Annotated in this window: 19 protein-coding genes, 1 tRNA gene and 1 pseudogene; 6 read left to right on the top strand and 15 right to left on the bottom strand. The window is 68.8% G+C overall.

Annotated elements, in window-relative coordinates; genetic code table 11:
* Window positions 1-26 precede the first annotated feature (26 nt).
* Both BSY19_RS17705 and BSY19_RS17700 read left to right on the top strand, forming a co-directional pair.
* Window positions 27-1,745, top strand: a complete 1,719-nt coding sequence (locus BSY19_RS17705; protein ID WP_069055293.1) for an ABC transporter permease — start codon at window positions 27-29, stop codon at window positions 1,743-1,745.
* 1 nt (window position 1,746) lies between these two features.
* Entirely contained in the window at window positions 1,747-2,844 is a 1,098-nt protein-coding gene (locus BSY19_RS17700; protein ID WP_069055292.1) for an ABC transporter ATP-binding protein, read from the top strand.
* Between the two features lie 595 nt (window positions 2,845-3,439).
* On the opposite strand, the gene BSY19_RS17695 is transcribed toward BSY19_RS17700, so the two are convergent.
* The 7 genes from BSY19_RS17695 to BSY19_RS28160 all read right to left on the bottom strand — a co-directional run bounded on the left by BSY19_RS17695 (window position 3,440) and on the right by BSY19_RS28160 (window position 10,891).
* Window positions 3,440-4,246, bottom strand: coding sequence for an MBL fold metallo-hydrolase (locus tag BSY19_RS17695; RefSeq protein ID WP_069055291.1), 807 nt, complete (start codon window positions 4,244-4,246; stop codon window positions 3,440-3,442).
* Between the two features lie 10 nt (window positions 4,247-4,256).
* Complete coding sequence (locus BSY19_RS17690; protein ID WP_069055290.1) at window positions 4,257-5,057, bottom strand: TatD family hydrolase; 801 nt, start codon at window positions 5,055-5,057, stop codon at window positions 4,257-4,259.
* Window positions 5,057-6,616 (bottom strand): methionine--tRNA ligase, encoded by a 1,560-nt coding sequence (gene metG, locus BSY19_RS17685; protein ID WP_069055289.1) that lies wholly within the window; start codon window positions 6,614-6,616, stop codon window positions 5,057-5,059. The genes BSY19_RS17690 and metG overlap by 1 nt, the downstream gene beginning before the upstream one ends.
* A 20-nt stretch (window positions 6,617-6,636) precedes the next feature.
* Window positions 6,637-7,707, bottom strand: a complete 1,071-nt coding sequence (locus BSY19_RS17680) for a DNA polymerase III subunit delta' (RefSeq protein ID WP_069055288.1) — start codon at window positions 7,705-7,707, stop codon at window positions 6,637-6,639.
* Between the two features lie 66 nt (window positions 7,708-7,773).
* Window positions 7,774-8,424 carry a dTMP kinase gene (gene tmk, locus BSY19_RS28405; protein WP_236840392.1) on the bottom strand — a complete coding sequence of 217 codons (651 nt, stop codon included), beginning with the start codon at window positions 8,422-8,424 and terminating at the stop codon, window positions 7,774-7,776.
* A gap of 8 nt (window positions 8,425-8,432) precedes the next feature.
* Window positions 8,433-9,596, bottom strand: coding sequence for a D-alanyl-D-alanine carboxypeptidase family protein (locus tag BSY19_RS28400; RefSeq protein WP_069057211.1), 1,164 nt, complete (start codon window positions 9,594-9,596; stop codon window positions 8,433-8,435).
* Window positions 9,597-9,694: 98 nt separating this feature from the next.
* Window positions 9,695-10,891, bottom strand: coding sequence for a septal ring lytic transglycosylase RlpA family protein (locus BSY19_RS28160; protein WP_236840391.1), 1,197 nt, complete (start codon window positions 10,889-10,891; stop codon window positions 9,695-9,697).
* 372 nt (window positions 10,892-11,263) lie between these two features.
* On the opposite strand from BSY19_RS28160, the gene BSY19_RS17655 reads away from it, so the two are divergent.
* Window positions 11,264-11,353 (top strand) — tRNA-Ser (locus BSY19_RS17655).
* A 104-nt stretch (window positions 11,354-11,457) separates the two neighbouring features.
* Here the strand turns inward: BSY19_RS17655 and BSY19_RS17650 are convergent.
* Genes BSY19_RS17650 through gstA form a run of 3 tightly spaced genes read right to left on the bottom strand, consistent with a single transcriptional unit; the run spans window position 11,458 to window position 12,677 of the window.
* Window positions 11,458-11,676, bottom strand: a complete 219-nt coding sequence (locus BSY19_RS17650) for a tautomerase family protein (protein ID WP_069055284.1) — start codon at window positions 11,674-11,676, stop codon at window positions 11,458-11,460.
* A 3-nt stretch (window positions 11,677-11,679) separates the two neighbouring features.
* Window positions 11,680-12,069: a nuclear transport factor 2 family protein gene (locus BSY19_RS17645; RefSeq protein WP_069055283.1), complete on the bottom strand. Its 390-nt coding sequence runs from the start codon at window positions 12,067-12,069 to the stop codon at window positions 11,680-11,682.
* The gene (gstA, locus tag BSY19_RS17640; RefSeq protein WP_069055282.1) at window positions 12,066-12,677 is read right to left on the bottom strand and encodes a glutathione transferase GstA; all 612 of its coding nucleotides are present in this window, start codon (window positions 12,675-12,677) and stop codon (window positions 12,066-12,068) included. Before gstA ends, BSY19_RS17645 begins: the two co-directional genes overlap by 4 nt.
* A gap of 100 nt (window positions 12,678-12,777) precedes the next feature.
* Between gstA and BSY19_RS17635 the strand changes: the two genes are divergently transcribed.
* Complete coding sequence (locus tag BSY19_RS17635) at window positions 12,778-13,662, top strand: LysR family transcriptional regulator (protein WP_069055281.1); 885 nt, start codon at window positions 12,778-12,780, stop codon at window positions 13,660-13,662.
* Between the two features lie 11 nt (window positions 13,663-13,673).
* On the opposite strand, the gene BSY19_RS17630 is transcribed toward BSY19_RS17635, so the two are convergent.
* The 4 genes and pseudogenes from BSY19_RS17630 to BSY19_RS17620 form a co-directional block, all read right to left on the bottom strand.
* On the bottom strand, window positions 13,674-14,240 hold the full coding sequence (locus tag BSY19_RS17630) for a disulfide bond formation protein B (RefSeq protein ID WP_069055280.1): 567 nt from the start codon (window positions 14,238-14,240) through the stop codon (window positions 13,674-13,676).
* A gap of 10 nt (window positions 14,241-14,250) precedes the next feature.
* Window positions 14,251-14,406 (bottom strand): DUF5993 family protein, encoded by a 156-nt coding sequence (locus tag BSY19_RS28000; protein ID WP_171905167.1) that lies wholly within the window; start codon window positions 14,404-14,406, stop codon window positions 14,251-14,253.
* Between the two features lie 46 nt (window positions 14,407-14,452).
* Entirely contained in the window at window positions 14,453-16,021 is a 1,569-nt protein-coding gene (gene guaA / locus BSY19_RS17625) for a glutamine-hydrolyzing GMP synthase (RefSeq protein WP_069055279.1), read from the bottom strand.
* A 51-nt stretch (window positions 16,022-16,072) separates the two neighbouring features.
* Window positions 16,073-17,370 (bottom strand): annotated as a pseudogene (locus tag BSY19_RS17620) (RsmB/NOP family class I SAM-dependent RNA methyltransferase).
* A 169-nt stretch (window positions 17,371-17,539) separates the two neighbouring features.
* Here BSY19_RS17620 and BSY19_RS27995 point away from each other — a divergent pair.
* The gene (locus tag BSY19_RS27995; protein WP_171905166.1) at window positions 17,540-17,680 is read left to right on the top strand and encodes a hypothetical protein; all 141 of its coding nucleotides are present in this window, start codon (window positions 17,540-17,542) and stop codon (window positions 17,678-17,680) included.
* 130 nt (window positions 17,681-17,810) lie between these two features.
* Window positions 17,811-18,977 carry a glycerophosphodiester phosphodiesterase gene (locus BSY19_RS17615; protein ID WP_083247677.1) on the top strand — a complete coding sequence of 389 codons (1,167 nt, stop codon included), beginning with the start codon at window positions 17,811-17,813 and terminating at the stop codon, window positions 18,975-18,977.
* Between the two features lie 90 nt (window positions 18,978-19,067).
* On the opposite strand, the gene BSY19_RS17610 is transcribed toward BSY19_RS17615, so the two are convergent.
* The gene (locus BSY19_RS17610; protein WP_069055278.1) at window positions 19,068-19,337 is read right to left on the bottom strand and encodes a hypothetical protein; all 270 of its coding nucleotides are present in this window, start codon (window positions 19,335-19,337) and stop codon (window positions 19,068-19,070) included.
* Between the last annotated feature and the right edge of the window lie 46 nt (window positions 19,338-19,383).

The following is a 19,383-nucleotide window of genomic DNA, read 5'->3' as shown; positions in this document are numbered from 1 at the left end:
GCGCATGATCTCCCTGCCGAGTGCCCATGACCGCCATTCCCAGCGCCACTCTTCCCCGCGCCCGCCGCCTCTCCGCCACGCCAGGCCAGATCGCGCTGGCGCTGGCGATCGCGGCCTTCCTGCTGCTGTTTCTGGGGCTGCCGGTCGGGACCGTGCTCTACGTCGCCTTCACCGAGAAGGGCACGTCTAACTTCACGCTGGTGAACTTCTACGATTTCGTCCGCACCGAGCTGTTCATGCGCTCGCTGTGGAACTCCTTCTACGTCTCGGCGATGTCGGTGGTCTGGGCCTCGGTCTTCGCCCTGCCGCTCGCCTATCTGACGACGCGCTTCGTTTTCCGCGGCGCGATGCTGGTGCAGACCCTCGGCTTCCTGCCGCTGATCATGCCGCCCTTCGTCGGTGCGGTCGCGATGCAGCTCTTTTTCGGCCGCAACGGCTCGATCAACCTGCTGCTGGACGACTGGTTCGGCTTCAAGATCGGCTTCATGGAGGGGCTGAACGGCGTCATCTTCGTCCAGTCCGTCCACTACTTCCCCTTCATCCTGATCAATCTCTCGGCGGCGCTGCGCAACATCGACCGGGCGATGGAGGAGGCGGCGCAGAATCTCGGCTCCTCGGGCTTTCGCCTGTTCCGCCGCATCGTCTTTCCGCTCGCGCTGCCGGGCTATCTGGCCGGCGCCTCGCTCGTCTTCGTCAAGGTCTTCGACGACTTGGCGACGCCGCTGCTGCTCAACGTCAAGGACATGCTCGCGCCGCAGGCCTATCTGCGGGTGACCTCGATCGGCATCGCCGACCCGATGGGCTACGTCATTTCCGTGGTGCTGATCGTCGCCTCCGTGATCGCCATGTGGCTGTCGGCGCTGGCGCTGAAGGGACGCGACTACGCCACGACCCAGCGTGGCGGCGGCGGTTTGGCACGGCGCGTCATGACGCCCTGGGAAGCCGTGCTCGGCTATGGCGTCGTCATCCTCATCCTGGCGCTGGTGCTGGCGCCGCATCTCGGGCTGCTGCTGCTGTCCTTCGCGACGATCTGGTCGTTCTCGCCGCTGCCGGACGCCTTCACCACGGCGCATTACGCCCGCGTTTTCGGCGAAAGCTCGGTCTACATCAAGAACACGCTGATCTATGCGACGCTGGCCGGCGGTATCGACATCGTGCTCGGCGTCGCGATCGCCTATCTCGTCCTGCGCACCAAGCTGATCGGCCGCGAATGGCTGGACTGGGCGGCCTCCGCCGCGCTCGCCATTCCCGGCGTGGTGCTCGGCATCGGCTACCTCAGAACCTTCTATGGCGTCACCCTGCCGGACGGCACGCCGCTGGCGTCGCTGTGGATCACCATCGTGCTCGCGCTCGCGATCCGGCGTCTGCCCTATGCGCTGCGGGCCTGTTATGCCGCGCTCCAGCAGATCTCAGTCTCGCTGGAGGAGGCGGCGGAAAACCTTGGCGCCACCAAGGCCCGCACCGTCAGGCGGGTCGTCGTGCCGCTGATGGCGGGCGGCATTCTCGCCGGCTTCGTGACCAGCTTCTCGACGGCGGCGGTCGAGCTCTCGGCGACGCTGATGCTGGTCCAGTCGAACTCCGACGCTCCGCTCGCCTTCGGCCTCTACGTCTTCATGCAGTCGGCCGCCGGCCGGGGTCCCGGCGCTGCGCTCGGCGTCGTCGCGGTTCTGCTCGTCGCACTCTGCACCTTCATCTCGCATCTGATCATCGAACGCAGCCAGAAGGCCAAAGGAATGGGCCACTGACATGAATGCCATCGCCCCGCTGACGACCCCGGCCGTCTCGGTCGACATCGAGGGGGTCAACCTCTCCTATGGCGACAACCACGTCCTGAAGACCGTCGATCTGTCGATCAAGCCCGGCGAGTTCTTCGCCTTCCTCGGCCCGTCGGGCTGCGGCAAGACCACGCTGCTGCGCCTGATCGCCGGCTTCAACCAGGCCGATACCGGCCGCGTGCTGATCGGCGGCAAGGACATTTCCGGCCTGCCACCCTGGAAGCGCGATGTCGGCATGGTCTTCCAGTCCTATGCGCTGTGGCCGCATATGACGGTGGCGCGCAATGTCGCCTTCGGACTGGAAGAGCGTGGCGTCGGCCGTGCCGAGGTCGACCGGCGGGTCGCCGTCGCGCTTGATCTCGTCGGCCTCGGACATCTCGCCGGACGCCGCCCCTCGCAGCTCTCGGGCGGCCAGCAGCAGCGGGTCGCCGTCGCCCGCACGGTCGCCGTCGAGCCGAAGGTGCTGCTGCTGGACGAGCCCTTGTCCAATCTCGATGCCAAGATGCGTGTCCAGGTCCGCCGCGAACTGCGCGACCTGCAGCAGCGGCTCGGGCTCACGACGATCTTCGTCACCCATGACCAGGAGGAGGCGAACACGATCTGCGACCGCATCGCGGTGATGAATGATGGCGTGGTGCAGCAGGTCGGTACGCCGATGGAGCTCTATGAGCGCCCCGCCAATCTTTTCGTCGCGAACTTCCTCGGCACCGCCAATATCCTCGACGGCCGCGTCGTCGGCACGGGTACAGAGCGCCATTTCGCCATCGAGGGCGGGATCAAGCTCCCGATCAGCGCTGACATCACCATCCCTGACGGCGCCAAGCTCGTCTTCCGCCCCCAGCACGCCGCCCTGACGGGGGCCACAGACCAGGCCGGCGACGGGCTGGCTCTGCCCTGTATCGTGGCGCATCGCGAGTTCCTCGGCGCGAGCGTGCGCTACGGCGTGCGCGTCGGCGCCACCGAGGTCGCGGTCGACACGCCGTTCCTGTCGGGGCGCGAGCTGCACGAGGTCGGGGCTGCAGCGACCGTCACGCTCTCGCCCCATGCCCTGATCTGGCTGACGGACTGACGTGTCGCCGCAAATCGATATCGACCCGTCGGCCAGATTAGCCGGCCAAGACCGCAGGGGGCTGATCGAACCCCTGTGTTGAACCCGCCTGTTCAACAATCGCAGACTCCCGATGGACGGATTGGTGCGCGCTGTCATGCGACGAGACGAGAGGCCTGACAGCGTCATTCCCAACGTCGGCGATAGAAGCCAGGGCTCCGGCCATTCGTCAGACGGTTGCCGCGCAGATCAGAGCTTCCGGACAGGCCGCGGGATTTCCGCTCGTGAATCTGAGGAAACTGAGAACTTCATACGTCAGCAGGATGGAGCGAACAGGGCAAGACTATGAGGCCGTCCGGCGCCGGGCCCGGCTTTCGCACGTTGATCAGGTCGTCAGGTCGATTCACGACGATGTGAGGGCACAGGGCTGATCTGCACTTGGCGGGCGACTACGCCCCAAGTCTAGCCTGATTTTTTGACCGTCTCAGACTCAACTAAAGGGGATCCGACTCCGATAGAAGGGATGACTCCACGATCCGTCCCGGCGCCTCATCTGCGATTCGCATAAGACATATTATGGAACCAAATGTCCTGTATAGCCAGGCTGGCCGGGCTCTCATGCGGCCGTTGTCGTGACCTTCATGCCGTCGAACGCGACATCAATCTCCGGCGGCAAGCGATTGCGAAGACGCGTGTAATCCAGATCGGAATGGAGATCGGTCAGGATCGCGCGGCGCGGTCGCAGCTCCGCGATGGTGGCGAGCGACTGGTCGATGTTGAAGTGGCTGATATGCGGGGCTTCGCGCAGGCAGTCCAGGATCAGGACGTCGAGATCCTGCAAGGCCGCCTTGGCCTGCGGCGGGATCAGACTGACATCGGGCACGTAGCCGATGCCGTCGAAGCGGAAACCCAGCGCCTCGTAGTCCGGGCCATGCTCGACGGCGATGGGCAGCGCCGTGATGGCGCCGCCAGCGCCCTGAAGGGTCAGCGGCGCACCCGCGCGCAAGGCCCGCTTCTCGAGGACCGGCGGATACATGCTGCTGGGCGGCGTCTGAAACAGGTAGCCGAAGCGCGACAGCAGCGAGTCGGTGGTGCGCTCGTCGGCGTGGATGACGAGCCGGCGCCGGTTGTGCAGCACGAGCGAACGCAGATCGTCGATGCCGTGGATATGATCGGCGTGATCATGGCTGAACAACACGGCATCGAGATCGGGCACGGCGGCATCGACCAGTTGCTCGCGCAGATCCGGCGAGGTGTCGACGAGCACCCGTGTCGTGCCAGTGGGGCCGGCGCGCTCGACCAGAATCGAACAGCGCCGCCGCCGGTTCTTCGGCTCGAGCGGATCGCAGGCGCCCCAGCCGGTTCCCGGCTTGGGCACGCCGCCGGACGAGCCGCAGCCGAGGATCGTCACCGTCAGGCTCATCGCGGCGTCCTCAGGCGACCTGCGCGAGCGGCGCGGCGTGGTCCATCTTCCAGTAGCAGCGGCGGGCGTTGGCCGTGGTCAGCGCCGCGACCTCCGCAAAGGACAGACCCAGCACATCGCCGAGAACCTTAGCCGTCTCAACGACATAAGCCGGCTCGTTGCGCTTGCCCCTGAACGGGACGGGGGCGAGGTAGGGCGCGTCGGTCTCGACGAGCAGGCGCTCGCGCGGGACCATCCGGGCGATGCGGCGCAGATCCTCGGAGGTCTTGAAGGTCAGGATCCCCGAGAAGGAGACGTAGAGGCCGAGTTCGACGCCCGTCATCGCCAGAGCTTCGCCTGCCGTGAAGCAGTGCAGGATGGCAGGGAAGGCACCCTTCCCCATTTCCTCGCGCAGGATCGCGATCATGTCGTCATCGGCCTGGCGGGCATGGATGACGAGCGGCAGCTGGGTCATCCGAGCCGCGGCGATGTGGACGCGCAAGCCCTGCGCCTGAGCCTCGCGCGGGCTCTTGTCGTAGTGATAGTCGAGCCCCGCCTCGCCGATGGCGACGCAGCGCGGATGCGCCGAGAGCGCCACGAGCTGCTCCGCGGTGACGTCCAGTTCCTCATGCGCGCCATGGGGATGCGTGCCGACGCTGCACCAGACGGAGGCAAAGCGCTCGGCGATCGCCGCATAGGTCGGAAAGCGCGCGACCCGGGTCGAGATCGTCACCATGCGGCCGACGCCGGCCGCTTCGGCGCGGGCGACGTAGGCCTCGAGCTCCTCGGCGAAATCGGGGAAATCGAGATGGCAGTGGGTGTCGATCAGCATCAGGCGGTCTCGCCGCCTTCGGGCTCGACATAGCGCGGGAAGATGCCGCTCGGCGCCGGCAGGGCCGTGCCGGCCGCTAGGCGGCCGCCCTCGCCCAGCGCGGCGAAATCGCGCTTTTCACCGGGGATACCGAGCAGATCGAGCAGCTTGGCCATCGAGGACGGCATCACCGGCTGGACCAGGATCGCGACCTGCCGGATCACCTCGGCGGTGACATAGAGCACGGTGTCGCGCCGCTCGGGGTCGGTCTTGGACAGGCGCCAGGGCTCGTTGGCGGCGAAATAGCGGTTCGCCTCCGCCACCACGGCCCAGATCTCGGACAGCACGACATGCAGCGCGAAGTCGGTCATGGCCTCGCGCGCCTTGCCCAGCGCGGCGTCGGCCAGCGCCAGCATCGCCTGGTCGCCCTCGTTCAGAGCGCCGCAGGGCGGCACCCTGCCCTCGCAGTTCTTGGCGATCATCGACAGCGAGCGCTGGGCGAGATTGCCGAGGTCGTTGGCGAGGTCGGCATTGATGCGGCCGACGATGGCGTCATGGCTGTAGTTGCCGTCCTGGCCGAAGGAGACCTCGCGCAGGAAGAAATAGCGCAGCTGATCGACGCCATAGGCATCCGCCAGCCCGAAGGGGTCGACGACATTGCCGAGCGACTTCGACATCTTCTCGCCCTTGGAGAGCAGGAAGCCATGGCCGAAGACGCGCCTGGGCAAGGGCAGCCCGGCCGACATCAGGAAGGCCGGCCAGTAGACAGTGTGGAAGCGCACGATGTCCTTGCCGATGATGTGGACATCGGCCGGCCAGTAATGCGCGCGCGGGTTATGCGGATCGGGGAAGCCCGTGCCGGTGACGTAGTTGTTGAGCGCGTCGACCCAGACATACATCACATGCTTCGGATCGCCCGGGACCGGCAGGCCCCAGTCGAAGGTGGTTCGGCTGATCGAGAGGTCCTCGAGCCCGCTTTTGACGAAGGACACGATCTCGTTGCGGCGCGTCGGCGGCGAGACGAAGTCCGGCACGTCCTCGTAGAGCTTGAGCAGCCGCTCCTGATAGGCCTTCAGGCGGAAGAAATAGCTCTCCTCCTCGACCCATTCGACCGGCGTCCCCTGCCCGCCCAGCCGCGTGCCGTCGGCGAGCAGCGTGGTCTCCTCCTCGGCATAGAAGGCCTCGTCGCGGATCGAGTACCAGCCGGCATATTTCGACAGGTAGATGTCGCCATTGGCCTCCATCCGGCGCCACAGCTCCTGCGTCGACGGCAGGTGGTCGGCGTCGGTGGTGCGGATGAAGCGATCGAAGGAGCAGTTCAGACGCTGCTCCATCTCCTGGAAGCGGGCGGCGATCCCGTCGACGAAGGCCTTCGGCGACTGGCCGTTCTGCTCCGCCGTGCGCTGCACCTTCTGGCCGTGCTCGTCGGTGCCGGTCATGGCGAAGACGTCGTAGCCGTCGAGCCGCTTGAAGCGCGCGATCGCGTCGGACGCCACCATCTCATAGGCGTGGCCGATATGCGGCGGCCCGTTGGTGTAGTGGATCGCGGTCGTCAGATAGAATTTCGGGGCGGTCGCCATCGTCGATCCGGAGGTTCGCTTCACGCTGCGCGCGAGCGGGCAACCGCATCCGACAGATCATGAAACAGGGTCATCACCAGCGGGCGGCGGTCGAGATTGTAGGTTTCGACGTCGCGGGCCGCATGTCCCAGCTTGTCCCATACCTCCGCCAGCGGTGCAAGACGTGCCGGTTGCGCTGCAGCATGCGCGTGGAGATGGTCGGAGATCCAGCTCTGCACGGTTTCGACCATGATGGCGAAGTCGCTCTCCCCGGACTTGCCGGCGACATCCTCGGCCAGCGCCATCAGCGCCGGCAGGTCGAGACGCGGCAGCGCGTCGAGCCGCGCCCGCACCGCCTCGACGAGAGCCAGGGTCTCGGGATCGACATAGGTCAAGGCGCGTCGCACCGAGCCGTCGGCGAGGCGGGCGGCCCGGCCGATCGCCGCCTCGTCGAAGGGCCCGCCCATCCGCCGCAGCGCGGCTGCGCCGGCTTCGGCAACCTGCCCCTCGTCCAGCGCCGCGAAGCCCATCAGCCGGCAGCGCGAGCGGATCGTCGGCAGCATCCGCCCCGGGGCATGGGCGACGATCAGGAAGAGCGCGCGGGGCGGCGGCTCCTCGAGCAGCTTGAGCAGGGCATTGGCGGCGGAGCGGTCCATGTCCTCGGCCGAATCGACGATGCAGACGCGCCAGCCGCCCTCGGCGGCGCTCGAGCCGAAGCGGTCGAGCACGCGCCGGACGGCATCGACCGGGATGTTGCTGGTGTAGCCCTTGCCATCGGGCTTCGGGATGCGGCGCAGCAGGTGAAGGTCGGGATGCGACTGCGCCATGATCCGGCGCGTCGCCGGGTCGGTCTCCGGCATCGCCAATGACGTGGCCGACGCGGCGCGCGTCGTCGGATCTCCCGCCGCCAGGACAAAGCGGGCGGCGCGATAGGCGAAGCTCGCCTTGCCGATGCCCTCCGGCCCGGCCAGCAGCCAGCCGTGATGCATGCGGCCCGAGGCCAGCGCCGCCAGGAAGGCGCGCTCCTGCGCCGCGTGCCCGATCAGCGCCAGCGTCTCGCGCGGATGGGGCGCGCTGGGAAGGCGGTCGGGTTCGTCGCTGGTGGAGAGCATGGTTTGTCCTTCGTCGCACCTGTCCCGTCTTTGGGCCGCGGCCGGCGGCGGGGCAAGCCCCGATCGTCAGGCCGGCTGCGGGGTCGGCAGGCGCTCGCGAATCGCCTGCCACGCCGCCTCGGCGAGAGCCGCCGGCGGCTGCGCCGCATCGAGCACCACGCAGCGTGCAGGCTCTGCTTCGGCAATCGCGAGATAAGCCTGTCGCAGCTTGCGGTGGAAGGCCAGCGCTTCTCCCTCGAAGCGATCCGCCCCTTCGCCGGGTGTGCGGCGGCGCGCGGCGCGGGCGAGGCCGACCGTCGGATCGAGATCGAGGATCAGGGTGAGGTGCGGCAGCAGGCCGTCGACCGTCACGGCCTCGAGTTCGGCGAGCAGCCCCGGCGCGATCTGCCCGAGCGCGCCCTGGTAGACGCGGGTGGAATCGATGAAGCGGTCGCAGATCACCCAGTCGCCCCGCGTCAAGGCCGGGCGGATCAGGCGGTCGATGTGGTCGATGCGGGCGGCCGAGAACATCAGCGCCTCGACGAAGGGGCCGTGCCGCTTGACCTGCCCGGACAGGATGACTTCGCGGATGGCCTCGGCCTTGGGCGACCCTCCCGGTTCGCGCGTCAGCGTCGCGTGAAGGCCGAGCGCCTCGATGCGCTCCTTCAGCGCGCGCGCCAGGGTCGACTTGCCCGCCCCCTCCCCGCCCTCGAGCGTGATGAAGCGCCCTGCTGCCACGCCCGGGCTCAACTGCGGCTCAGGGCCTTGCGGACCCAACCGGTCGCGGCCTCCATCAGCGCGTCGAACGCCCGGCTCTGCAGGGTTCCGGCCTGGACCGTCTCGGCCGCGTAGAGCGGAATGTCGAGCGTCTTGACGTCGCCGCGTGTCACCAGCAGGCGCGCCACCTCGGCGCCCTCCTGCACCGGCACGCTCAGCGGCCCGCGATAGACGATGCGCGCGCTCAGGCGGTCGGCGCTGCCGCGCGGCAGCAGCAGGCTGACGGGACCCTTGGCCTTCAGCCCGACACGGCCCTTCTCGCCCCCGAAGACGCTGGCCTCGCCGACGATCTCGCCGGCCTCGAAGATGCGGCGCGGCTCGAAGGCGCGAAAGCCCCATTCGAGCAGCTTGCGCGCCTCGGTGGAGCGGTCGCGCGCCGTCTTAAGGCCGTTCACCACCACGATCAGGCGCTGGCCGTTCTGCACGGCGGAGCCGACCAGCCCGAAGCCGGATTCGTCTATGTTGCCGGTCTTGAGCCCGTCGGCGCCGATGTCCATCGTCAGCAGCGGGTTGCGGTTCTGCTGCTTGATCCGGTTCCAGGTGAACTCGCGCTCGCCGAAGATCCGGTAATGCTCGGGATAGGTCTTGATGATGTGGTCCGACAGCAGCGCCATCTCGCGGGCGGTGACCTTCTGCAGCGGATCGCCCATGCCGGTGGCGTTGCGGAAGACGGACTTCGTCAGGCCAAGGCCGCGCATGCGCTCGGTCATGATCCGGGCGAAGGTCGCCTCGTCGCCCGCCACCGCCTCCGCCAGCGCGATCGAGGCGTCGTTGCCCGACTGGACGATGATCCCGTGCAGCAGGTCGGAGAGTTTCACCCGGCTGTTGAGCTGCGCGAACATGGTCGAGCCGCCGGAGACGCCGCCGCCCTTGCGCCAGGCGTTCTCGGAGATGACGATCTCGCTGTCGAGGGTCAGCCGGCCCTGGGCGATTTCCTGGAAGGCGACGAGCGCGGTCGCGACCTTGGCGATGCTCGCCGGCGCCATCAGCTCGTCGGCGGCCTTCTCGTAGAGCACCGTGCCGCTGGCGGAATCGAGCAGGACGGCATAGGGCGCGGCGGACTGGAAGCTCTGGGCCCGAGCGGCGAAGGGGCCCGTCAGCGCCGCGGTGACGCCCAGCAGGCAAGCTGTCATGGCCCGGGCCAGCCGGCCCCGGAACGGACGCACAAGGCTATCAGCAATGGACCCGAAGCGGCTCATGCCCGATCTCAAGCAGAGCCGGGTGCGCCCGGTCAAGGCGCAAACGCGTCAGCGGCTGGAGAGCGGCTGCAGGGTCTGCGGCACGAGCGCCTTGTTGAGCGGATGAGAGGCCGAGAAGCGCTCGGTCGGGGTGCGCTCGGGCGCCGCGAACAGGCTGGCGACGGAGGCGCGGCTCGGCGGCAGCGTCTGCCGCAGCACGGCCGGCATCGTGACCGGGGTGGCGGCATTGGCGATGGTGTCGAGATCGAAGGGGCGGCTGGGCGGCAGCGGTGCGCCGCGGACCGGAACGCCAGCGGTCGAGACCAGGCTGGCGGCCACCGGCGTGGCCGGCGAAATCGTGCGAACGGGCTCGGCGGAGGCCGTGGTGAAGCCCTGCGGCGCATAGGCCTGGGCGACGGCCGGAGCGGGCTGCGGGGCGCGCGGGCCGGCTCCGGTGCCAGTTCGGCCGGCTGGTCGTCGAGATCGGCGCTCTGCGAGCGCGCGGTCGCGACCGGGGTGGAACTCGCGACCATGGTGCGGGCGCTCGTGCCGGGGATCGCGGCGGGCTGGCCGTCGGTGCGCAGGGTCGCCAGCAGCAGCCTGTCGTCCGAACCGGCGAGCGAGGCCTGGCCGAGATATTCGAGCTTGATCCGGGCCGTGCCGAGATGGCGAAAGGCGAGCGCCTCGGCGGTCTTCTGCGAGACGTCCATCACCCGGCCGCCATGATAGGGGCCGCGGTCGTTGACGCGCACGATGATCGAGCGGTTGTTGAGCATGTTGGTGACGCGGGCATAGGCCGGCAGCGGCATCGTCGGATGCGCGGCGCTGATGCCGTGGCGGTCATAGACCTCGCCATTGGCCGTCTTGCGGCCGTGGAAGGCCTCGCCATACCAGGAGGCCGTGCCGACCACGGAGTACCCCACCGGCTTGTCGTAGGGGGTGTAGCGCTTGCCGGCGACGGAATAGGTCTTGCCGATCATCTGGCGGCCGCCACCCTTCGGCACCTCCTGCCCCTCGGCGACGACGCGGGGGCTGGCGGGGCCGTATTTGGCCTGCGGGAAGGCGCCGATCTCCTTCGACTTGCCACGACGCGCGACCTGGTCGTTGGCGCAATTGGCGAGGAAGAGGCCGGCGAGCGCGACGCAGCCGAGGCGCAGCGCGCGGGAGGCGGGGCTGTGAGACGGGGAGGAGCCCGGATCGGTCGCGGCGGAAAGGGTGTCCGGTGCCGAAGGGCGAGCGCCTCGCATCATGCCGTCGTTCCGCTTTCTGCGCCAAAAACTCGTCAGGCCGGCCAAACCGCGACAGCGGCGAAGCCAGAGTTTTCGGTCAATCACGTTAAGGGATCGTTAGCGCCAGGCGACGAGTCGCGTCAGCGTTAACGGGCTCGATCCCGCCCTCCCTTGAGCGGGCACAAAGGTGTCGGAAATGCGGCATCTGTCAACCCGCTCCACAGCGCCGCCATCTTTGGCGGGCGGCGTGCCCGGCCGGCCACGCCCGGGAACGCCCGCGGGACGGGTGTCATCTGCAGGCCGTCGCGCCGCCCTCGCCGGCCCATCCGATCGCTTTTCGGTCGCGGAACCCGCTTGCCAAAGCGCCCGGTGCCCGGCAATGACTGCGGCGACGGAAGGGTGGCCGAGTGGTTTAAGGCAGCGGTCTTGAAAACCGCCGTGGGTGCAAGCCCACCGTGGGTTCGAATCCCACCCCTTCCGCCATTGGCCATCGCGCGAGAGCATCATGGCAATGGCGCCGCCGGCGAAGACCGCCATCGGATCAAGCCTTGCAGGCTCCGATGGCCCCCTCGCGCCCAGTGCAGCGCCTACCGTCGGGCGCGATAGTCGGGCACGGCCAGGCCAGCGATGCCCCAGTCTTCCAGGGCCACCTCGTCGATGACGACAAAGGTGGTCGCGGGATCCTTGTCGAGAACCTCGCGCAGAAGCTCCGTCACGCCGGCGATCAGCCTGGCCTTCTGCTGGGGAGACGGCCCGGTTCCGTCGGGGCCGCCTTCGCGCGTGACCTTGATGTTGACGTAGGGCATGGCTCACTCCTCCCGTGGCATCCAGGTGAAGACCTTGGTCACGATGCGCCAGCGCGGCCCCTCGCGCACCAGGGTCAGGTGGTCGAGATAGTCACGCCCCATCATGCTCATCCGCGCGGTGACGCGGGCCAGGCGGGGCGAGCCGAAGGCGATCTCGAGGATCGCCTCGTCGCGCCGATCGCCGCGTTTCGCAGGCGGCTCGCGTGCGTCGATCCGGGCCATGTAGGTCTCGAGGTCGAGGTAAAGCTCATCCCCTTCGGTCGCGCAGACATAGGCGAGACGCGGATGGAAGACCTGGCGCAGGGTGGCGCTGGAGGCGTGGTGCAGGCCGTCCAGATAGGTCTGGATCAGCGTCACCACTTCGGCATGGTCGGCCGGTGTCCCGGTCGTCACGGGATCAGCCCTTCGGCCCGCATCGCCTTCTGCGCTGCGGGGCGGGCGGCGACGCGGCCGACGAGCGCCGCCAGGTGCGGCCAGCTCCGAAGCTCGATGCCGGTGACATGGGCCCAGTTGGCGACGGCGAAGAGATAGGCATCGGCCACCGAGAAGCGCTCGCCGACCAGCCAGTCGCGACCATCCGCCAGATCCGCCTCGACCAGATCGAACTTGGCGCCGACGGCCTTGCGCGCATCCTCCCGGCCGGTTGCTGTGGTGGCGGGGTGGAACAGCGGGCCGAAGGCCTTGTGCAATTCGGTCGCGATCCAGTTGAGCGCTTCCTGCAGGCGGGCCCGCTCGAAGGTTCCCGCGGCTGGAGCCAGCGCGGCGGCGGGATGGCGATCGGCGATGAACTGCAGCACCGCGGCGCCCTCGGTCAGGACCACGCCGTCATCGAGACGCAGCGCCGGAACGTAGCCCTTCGGATTGATGGTCCGGTAGTCGTCACCGTCGGCGGTGCGGCCCGAGGCCGTGTCGACGGTTTCGATGTCGAAGGGCTGGCCGGTTTCGCAGAGCGCGATATGGCTGGCGAGGGAGCAGGCGCCGGGCTTGAGGTAGAGCTTCATGGGGGATCTCCGTGTCGATGCCTCCTCCCTAGCCGCGACGGTCATGAAGAGATAATATCGATTTTTCCGCATAACGATCGATCAGATAGATCAGCTTCGCATGACCCACGACCAGCTCGTCGCCTTTGAGGCGATCGTCGCCAACGGCACCTTCCGCGGTGCGGCCGAGCGGCTGAACAAATCGCAGAGCGCCGTCAGTCACGCCATCGCCGCGCTGGAAGCGGAGCTGGGGATCACCTTGCTGTCGCGCGAAGGCTACAGGCCGCGGCTGACGCCGGAGGGCGAGGTTTTCTTTCGCGAGACGTCGCGGGTCCTGCACCAGTTCCGCGCGCTCAGGGCGACGGCCGTGCGATTGGCCGCTGCCGAGGAGCCCGAGATTCGCCTCGCCATCACCGCGACCCTGCCGATGACGCGGTTGCTGCCGGTCCTGGCCGAGATCGGGCAGCGCTTTCCCGCCACGAGCCTACGACTGGCAACGGAGACGATGGGCGGTCCCTATGGGAGGCTGACCGAGGGGCGTGCGGATCTGGCGTTGGCGACGCTCGACGGCGTCGCGGTCGACGCGGTGGAGGCACGCGCCATTGCCGACGTCACCATCCTGCCGGTGGCGGCACCGCGCCTGGCGGCCAACCTGGCTGATGGCGTCCTGTCGGTCGCCGGGCTGCAGGGGTATCCGCAGATCGTCGTCGCGGGCACCGGCGGGCCGCGCCATGAGCAGAGCCGGGACCTTCTGGCAGGGGCCCAGCGCTGGACCGTCTCGGATTTCGCGGCCAAGCGCGAGGTCATTCTGGCCGGTCTCGGCTGGGGCGGCCTGCCCGACCATCTGATCGCCGAGGACCTGGCCGCCGGGCGGCTCGTGGCGCTGGAGATCGATGGCTTTCCGCCGCGGCGCTCGCTCATTCACGCGATCCGCCGGCGGGACGCGCCGCCGGGCCCGGTCGCGTCGGAGCTTTGGACGCTGCTGACGTCAGTGCCGCCAGGTTGACGGGCTGGCGCTCAGGGCCTCGGCGGGTTCAGCCCCTGCAGCCATTCGTAGACGACCGGGTTGTCGGGGCAGAGGCCGGCGCCGCATTCCAGGACCGTCGAGACGCCGTTCGCGAGAGCCAGCGCGGCAGCCAGCACGATCATCGCGATCCCGAAGGTCGTGGCGCGCGCGGGCGTAACTTCGGGTTCTGCGAACTGGCGTTCGAAGAACAGCAGCGCCGTGCAGCCCAGCACGATCGCGCCGAAGACCAGCAGCGCCCAGCTGTAGTAGTGCAGGCCGAGGATGGCGCTGCCATAGGTGCCGGTGCCGGGCACGATATGGCCGAGGATCTGGCGGATCGAGACCATGCCGCCGAAGCAGGCGGAGAGGATCGTCACGGCGTAGTGCGACGGGCGCGGGCCGAATTTGACGTTCAAGGCCAGCCCCAGCGCCGCCCCCATGAAGCCGACGCGCTGCAGCAGGCAGAGCGGGCACGGCAGTTCGCCGAGCAGGACCTGGTCGAGGAAGGCCGCGATCAGCACGAGGCCGACGGCGAGCAGTCCGAGGGCGTTGAGCGTACGGGCGATGGCTGGGGTCATGGTCGCGGCCTCACAGCACGATCGTCAGCGCATCGGTGACGTGCAGCCGAAACAGCACGAGCATCACCACCATCGAGACCACCCAGAGCAGCAGGGCGGTGCCACGCTGACCCGCCAGGACGCAGCCGAAGCCGGCGAGCAGGCCGAAGAAGGGAAGGCTCATCATCGCGACGGTCCTTTGACGCCGCCGGCCGCAGCGGCCGCGGGGCGGATCACTCCCACTCGATCGTGCCGGGCGGCTTGCTGGTGATGTCGTAGACGACCCGGTTGATGCCCTTGACCTCGTTGATGATGCGCGTCGCCGTGCGGCCGAGGAAGGCCATGTCATAGGGGTAGAAGTCCGCGGTCATGCCGTCGACCGAGGTCACGGCGCGCAGCGCGCAGACATGGTCATAGGTGCGGTGGTCGCCCATCACGCCGACGGTGCGCACCGGCAGCAGCACGGCGAAGGCCTGCCAGATCACGTCATAGAGGCCGGCCTTGCGGATCTCGTCGAGATAGATCGCATCGGCCTTGCGCAGGATGTCGAGCTTCTCGCGGGTGATCTCGCCGGGGCAGCGGATGGCCAGACCCGGTCCCGGGAAGGGGTGGCGGCCGACAAAAGCCTCGGGCAGGCCGAGCTCGCGGCCGAGCACGCGGACCTCGTCCTTGAACAGCTCGCGCAGCGGCTCGACGAGCTTCATCTTCATGCGCTCGGGCAGGCCGCCGACATTGTGGTGGCTCTTGATCGTGACGGAGGGGCCGCCCGAGAAGGAGACGCTCTCGATGACATCGGGATAGAGCGTGCCCTGGGCGAGGAAATCGGCGCCGCCGATCTTGGCGGCTTCCGCATCGAAGACGTCGATGAAGAGCCGGCCGATGGTCTTGCGCTTGGCTTCGGGATCGGCGCCGCATTTCGCGAGCTCCGACAGGAAGAGCTCTTCCGCCTCAACATGAACGAGCGGGATGTTGTAGTGGTCGCGGAACAGGCGCACGACCTCCTCCGCCTCGTTCATCCGCATCAGCCCGTGATCGACGAAGACGCAGGTGAGCTGGTCGCCGATCGCCTCGTGGATCAGCACGGCCGCCACCGCGGAATCGACGCCGCCCGACAGCCCGCAGATGACGCGGCCGCTGCCGACCTGCTCGCGGATCTTCTTCTGCATCTCGGCGCGATAGGCCGACATGCTCCAGTCCGGCGTGCAGCCGCAGATGGTGACGACGAAGTTGCGCAGCAGCTTGCCGCCATCGGGCGTGTGCACGACCTCGGGGTGGAACATGGTCGAGTAGAAGCGCCGGGCCTCGTCGCTCGCCACCGCATAGGGCGCGTTCTCGGAGGTCGCCTTGACGGTGAAGCCGGCGGGCAGCTGCGTGACGCGGTCGCCATGGCTCATCCAGACGGGGTAGCGACCGCCCTCCTCCCAGATGCCCTCGAACAGTGCCGACGGCGTGACGATCTCGACATCGGCGCGGCCGAATTCGGCGGCATGGCCGCTCTCGACGGTGCCGCCGAGCTGATGCGCCATGGTCTGCTGGCCATAGCAGATGCCGAGCACCGGAAGCCCGGTGGAGAACACCTCCTGCGGGGCGCGCGGCGAGCCTTCGTCGGGCACGGAGGCTGGTCCGCCGGAGAAGATCACGCCCTTGGGCTTCAGGCGCTGGAACGCCTCGGAGGCCGACTGGAACGGCGCGATCTCGCAGTAGACGCCGATCTCGCGGATGCGCCGCGCGATCAGCTGCGTCACCTGCGAGCCGAAGTCGATGATCAGGATGGAGTCGTGATGGGGCTGAGCGCTCGTCATCGCGCCCGGTTAAGCCATCGCGCGATGGCACGCAACGGCTGTCGCGCGCCGTCAGTCCCCTCGCCGGACGCAGGCGAGATAGAAGCCGTCGGTGCCGGTGCGGCGGGGCGAGAGCTGGAGGCCGCGGCCCGTTGCGAAACGGGCGAGCAGGCTGAAATCGCCGTGTTCCGACGCCAGCATCCCGGCGGGCGCCAGGGCGGCGAAGCCCGGGTTGCGGGCGAGGAAGGCTTCGATCGCCGCATCGTTCTCCTCGGGCAGGACCGAGCAGGTGATGTAGGCGATGCGCCCGCCCGGCTTCACCAGCCTTGCGGCCCGCGCCAGCACCTCGGCCTGGTCCTTGACGCGCTCGGCCAGCGCGCCGGGGCGGACGCGCCATTTCGCATCCGGATTGCGCCGCCAGGTGCCCGAGCCGGTGCAGGGAGCGTCGACCAGGACGAGGTCGGCCTGGCCCTCGATCTCGGCCAGCGGCTCGTGGCCGCGCGAGCGCGGGATGCGGATCTCGACGATGGAGGCGCCGGAGCGGGCGAGGCGTTCATGCAGCGGGGCGAGCCGGCGCGCATCGAGATCGGTCGCGAACAGGCGGCCGCGATTGGCCATCAGGGCGGCCAGAGCCAGCGTCTTGCCGCCGGCGCCGGCGCAGAGGTCGACCACCGTCTGGCCGGGCTTGCCCCCGCGAGCAGGGTGACCAGCTGCGAGCCCTCGTCCTGGATCTCGAAGCCTCCGGCGAAGAAGGTCGGTTCGGCCTGGAGCGAGGGCCCTCGCCCGTCCACGCCGGGCTGGAAGCGCAGCGCATCGGGCGACCAGGCGCCGGTCTCGGGAGCCGCATGGGCCAGCTGGCCCGCCAGAGCGTCGCGCGTCGTCTTCAGCCGGTTGGCGCGGATGTCGATCGGCGCGCGCCCGGCCAGGGCCTCGCCTTCCGCAACAGCCTCGGCCCCGAAGGCGCTGGAAAAGCCGGGCCAGAGCCATTCGGGCACGTCGGCACGCACCCAGTCCGGCGCGCCCGACAGCGACAGGGCCACCAGCCGGTCGACCTCCTCGCTCTCGAGCGGCGCGGGCGCGTGGTGCTCGCCGGTGCAGAGCGCGGCGATCTCCTCCAGATCCAGCCCGCGCTGGCGCGCCAGCATGCCGAGCATCAAAGCGCGCGGCGTGTCCGACCCCATCACATGCGTGCTGGAGGCCTTCCGGCGCAGCGCGTCATAGACCAGCGAGGCGATCGCGGCGCGGTCCTTCGAGCCGGCGAAGCGGCGCGACAGGCCCCAGTCCTTGAGCGCGTCGGCCGCCGGCCGGCGCCGCTGGATGATGTCGTCCAGGACCTCGATGGCGGCGCTGATGCGGGCGGCGGGCGTCATGGCGTGAGCGATTCCGAAAACAGAGGCGGCGAAGCGCCGGCACAGGGCAAGACTGGACCCATTCCATCATGACGCCCAGTCATGGCGCGCCCGACGAGATCCCCTTGACGCGCTCCTTCCACAGGCGGAAAGACGAGGCAACTGCCTCTCTCAACAAAAGGTGACCTTCATGCTGCGCGCCGGCCAGATCATCCTCGCCTCCGTCCTCGCCCTGTCGCTGGCGGCCTGCGCCACGCAGCCCGCGCCGGACCTGACGCCGCCGGCCAAGCGCCTGGACGCGAAGACGACCCTGGAGAGCGGGCGCCGCTGAGCCGGCTTTCGCCTGCCTGCCCCCCGTCCCGCCAGGCCCGCCGCCCGGGCGGCGAGGACCGGGTTCAACGGCCTGTCACATCGCCCGATCATGGATGGCGTTCCCACCGAACGCGACGAGGATCGGCGCCATGACGACGAAGCTGCTGATGACCGCGGGGTTGGCGATCGGCCTGGCCGTCGCCGCCCCCGCAACCGTGCGCGCGCAGGCAGCCGCGCCGGCGCCGGTCAGCCAGAAGCCGCTGATCGTCGGCCATCGCGGCGCCAGCGGCTATCTGCCCGAGCACACGCTCGAAGCCTACCGGCTCGCCATCGCGCAGGGGGCCGACTTCATCGAGCCGGATCTGGTCGCGACGAAGGACGGCGTCCTGATCGCCCGCCACGAGCCGATGCTGGGCGGCACGACGGATGTCGCCGGCCGGCCCGAATTCGCCAGCCGCAAGACCACGCGCCGCGTCGACGGCGTCGAGACGACCGACTGGTTCTCCGGGGACTTCACCCTGGCCGAGATCAGGACGCTGCGCGCCAAGCAGGCCTTCGCCGATCGCGATCCGTCGCATAACGGCCAATATCAGATCCCGACCTTCCAGGAGGTCATCGATCTCGCCAAGGCCGAGAGCGCGCGGCTCGGCCGCAGCGTCGGCGTCTATCCCGAGACCAAGCACCCGATTTTCCACGCCGCGATCGGGTTGCCGCTGGAAGACCGGCTGCTCGATGCGCTGAAGGCTGCGGGCTGGACCGAGAAGAGCTCGCCGGTGATCATCCAGAGCTTCGAGACCGCCAACCTCAAATATCTGCGCGGCAAGACGCAGGTGCGGCTGTTCCAGCTGGTCGACGCCGACGATGTCGACAAGGATGGCGGCATCGTCCTCGCCGCCCCGTTCGACAAGCCTTATGATTTCGTCGTCACCGGCGACAAGCGGACCTTCAAGGACCTCGTCACCGCCGAGGGGCTGAAGGAGATCGCGACCTATGCCGACGGCGTCGCCCCCTGGAAGCCCTATCTGATGGCGGGCAGGCAGGTGATCGGCGCCGACGGCAAGCCGCAGGACCTCAACAAGGACGGGGTGATCGACGAGCGCGACCGCGTCCTGCTGCCGCCAAGCGATGTGGTGAAGAACGCCAAGGCGGCAGGCCTGCAGGTCCACAGCTGGACGTTCCGCAACGAGGCCAAACGGCTGGCCTCGGATTTCAAGGGCGATCCGGCGGCGGAATACAAGGCATTCTTCGCGCTCGGGATCGACGGCCTCTTCTCCGACTTCCCCGACACGGCGGTCGCGGCGCGCGACGGCAAATAGGCGACCGCGGCATCGCTGCGTGCTGCCATGAAAAAAAAGCCCGCCGTGCGGATCGCGCGGCGGGCTTTTTCATGGGCACGAGGGATGGGATCAGTCGCAGACGCGCTCGGTGCTGCGGACCTCGCCCCGCCGTGTCTCGCGAATGGTCGTGACGGTCCGGCAATTGTCGCGCTCGCGGACCCGCTCGTAACGCGCCCGCTCGCGGGCCCGCTCCTCGCGCCGGATGTCGCGTTCGACGGCGCGGTCGCGCGGTGAGCGCGGATCGACCTCGATGCCGCCCGGGCCGATGTTGATCGACTGGGCGTAGGCTCCGCCCGTGGCGACCAGGGCGGCCAGCAGAACAGGAATGAAGCGTTTCATGGTTGTCCTCCGATGTGGGAGGACAACCTCGGTCCGCGGTCCTTGT

It is taken from the genome of Bosea sp. RAC05, assembly GCF_001713455.1.
Lineage (GTDB): Bacteria > Pseudomonadota > Alphaproteobacteria > Rhizobiales > Beijerinckiaceae > Allobosea.
The sequence above is the reverse complement of the archived record's forward strand: the minus strand, read 5'-3'. Positions and strand labels throughout refer to the sequence as shown.